The organism is Limnospira sp. PMC 1279.21 (assembly GCF_032349615.1).
In the GTDB taxonomy this organism is placed as follows: Bacteria; Cyanobacteriota; Cyanobacteriia; order Cyanobacteriales; family Microcoleaceae; genus Limnospira; species Limnospira fusiformis.
This window is the reverse complement of the sequence record NZ_JARPLU010000333.1, coordinates 1-2,224: the sequence shown is the minus strand read 5'-3', so window position 1 is coordinate 2,224 and position 2,224 is coordinate 1. Positions and strand designations below refer to the sequence as shown.

Sequence of the window (2,224 nt, the reverse complement as noted above, 5' to 3'; positions counted from 1 at the left end):
TCAGCCATTTGAGCTGCTGTTTTGTGGCCATGCTCTTGGGCAAAAGCCTTGAATTTTTGCCAGTCGGTAATTTTGTGGTTATTGCCAGGTCGGTGATGAGGTTTAGGGAGGAAGTCTCCGGTCTGTGCTTTTCTTTGCAGCCAGAGATTAATGGTGTTCCTGCTGACATGGAAAACTTGACTGGCTTCTGTTTTGGGCATACCGTCTAGTTCAATGGCATCAATAACTTTTTGTCTGAGGTCGTAACTATAGGGGGCTGGCATTTTTGGTCTTCTTAGTCATCTCGTCCTCTCCATTATACGTCCTAACTTTCCTGTCTGGTGCTATATTACCTGAGATAGTCAAACTGGGAACTGATGGCATTACCGTTTTTTTAGTCTGGCAGTTAATGAAGCAAAATCAGAAACTGATATCAGAGGTTAACTCCAGAGACAACGAATTAATGAAGCTGATTTACACAATCCTAAATCAATATAGGCAGTACCCAACAGGATTAAGCGATCGCACTAGCCGGATTAACCGTCCCAGGGGAGAAAGCAAGGAGTAAGTTATCAGACTGACCCAATGGAAGGTAGCCTACTGGGAAAATGGACAAAACAAGTACAAATTCCCAGTTAGGACAAAAAAGCGATCGCATTAAGTCCCTTGACACCAATCTGGACTTCTACAATTCCAAGACAACGGTAAACGCTTCTGTTTAACTCAACTCGACCAGGGTGATGATTAATCAAGGTTCATTATCTGCTTTTGAGTTACCAGCCCCAAGTTTTGATTAAACTAGAGATTCGGCGGCGGCACGAATTTCGCTGCGAACTTCGTAGAATGAAGTAGTCGGGGCTTTGGCGAATAGGGGTGTCATTTGATCTAGCAAAGCCTGATATGCTTCACTTTGATTGGCTTCCATGTCTTGGATATTTTCCCAGAAGATAATGGCAATACCACGATCAGTTCCCGGTTCCTGTAGCAAATAAGACCCTTTGAACCCGGTACTGTAGGTTGAAACTGCTTGTTCAAACAGTTCTCGGGCTTCTTCAAATTTACCAGGCTTAAACTCCCCGATCGCAATATAGGCGTGTTTGTGTTTCAGAAAATCAAAAAATTCGGACATAACTAACCACCGGTTATGAGTTGAGAACATTGGACTCCTGGTGCTAGACCAACCGATACATTTTGGCTAACCAACATTCACAAATGCCAGATGCTGAGGTACTTTACGCGCTCTATAGGAAACAAGTCTTGACACCCCCTCTTTTCCGCCACACGGAGAGGAACTGAGCCCAAAACCCATATTAACCCATATAGGTCAATTTTTATCAATTATTCGCTGTTAATTTCCCCTTAATTATCTATACAGCCTTTACCCAAAACACAAAGTACAGTATAATGTATGGGTAGAGTCGAGAATGGAGTCGCCCCCATCCCCTCCCTTTCCCAACCGTACTTGAGACTTTCGCCTCATACGGCTCCTGATGTGGTTGCCCAATTGTTATTGGTATAGTGTTGATTTCACCGCTTGGTCCTTCTTCGTTCAGAGCTATATGCACCACGTAGTCTTTCAACTCGCTCTCGCCGTAAAACTCCTACTTATTGCCGGATTTACATCTACACCGTGGCACGTCTGGTAGGGGTCGAGAATGGAGTCGCCTCCATCCCCTCCCATTCAAAGGGTGCATCTCAGTTAAGAAATGAGTAATTGTACTTAGTGCAACCTTCACCCACAGCCCTACATAATGAGCGAAGCACCACTCACCCTCCCTCTACTCATGGATTCTCAGAAACCAGCTCAACTCCAGCAACACCTTGACGCGATTGCGGCCATTCTCTACAGCGAAGCTAACCCTACTGAACTGACCACCCTTGAAGCCAATGAGAAGAGTGTTCGTGCTCTTACTCAAGAACACGTCTTGCCTCAACTATAGCATAAGACAGGAAAGTTAGGACGTATAATGGAGAGGACGAGATGACTAAGAAGACCAAAAATGCCAGCCCCCTACAGTTACGACCTTAGACAAAAAGTTATCAATGCAATTGAACTATACGGTATGTCCAAAACCAAAGCCAGTCAATTTTTCCATCTCAGCCGGAACACTATCAATCTCTGGCTCCAAAGAAAAGAACACACCGGAGACTTCCTCCCTAAACCTAATCGCCCACCTGGTCATAACCACAAAATTACCGACTGGCACAAATTCAAGGCTTTTGCCTAAGAGCATGGCCACAAAAC

The 2,224-nt window shown here is 44.7% G+C and carries 3 protein-coding genes and 2 pseudogenes; 3 read left to right on the top strand and 2 right to left on the bottom strand.

What is annotated here, in order from left to right:
• Positions 1-263 (bottom strand): IS630 transposase-related protein (locus P5683_RS24290; RefSeq protein WP_315642096.1); only part of this gene is annotated, 263 nt, incomplete at its 3' end.
• Positions 264-313: 50 nt separating this feature from the next.
• Here P5683_RS24290 and P5683_RS24285 point away from each other — a divergent pair.
• Positions 314-547 carry a hypothetical protein gene (locus tag P5683_RS24285; RefSeq protein ID WP_315641167.1) on the top strand — a complete coding sequence of 78 codons (234 nt, stop codon included), beginning with the start codon at positions 314-316 and terminating at the stop codon, positions 545-547.
• 225 nt (positions 548-772) lie between these two features.
• Here the strand turns inward: P5683_RS24285 and P5683_RS24280 are convergent, their stop codons facing one another.
• A complete protein-coding gene (locus P5683_RS24280; protein WP_006615878.1) occupies positions 773-1,108 on the bottom strand; it encodes an antibiotic biosynthesis monooxygenase in 336 nt (111 codons plus the stop codon).
• 655 nt (positions 1,109-1,763) lie between these two features.
• Between P5683_RS24280 and P5683_RS24275 the strand changes: the two are divergent.
• Positions 1,764-1,916, top strand: a pseudogene (locus tag P5683_RS24275) (ISKra4 family transposase); the annotation flags it as partial.
• A gap of 63 nt (positions 1,917-1,979) precedes the next feature.
• Positions 1,980-2,204, top strand: a pseudogene (locus tag P5683_RS24270) (IS630 transposase-related protein); the annotation flags it as partial.
• Positions 2,205-2,224: the final 20 nt, after the last annotated feature.

Coding starts and splice junctions, on each gene's coding strand:
- P5683_RS24280 (WP_006615878.1), bottom strand. CDS start 1,108: ATGTCCGAATTTTTTGATTTTCTGAAACACAAACACGCCTATATTGCG.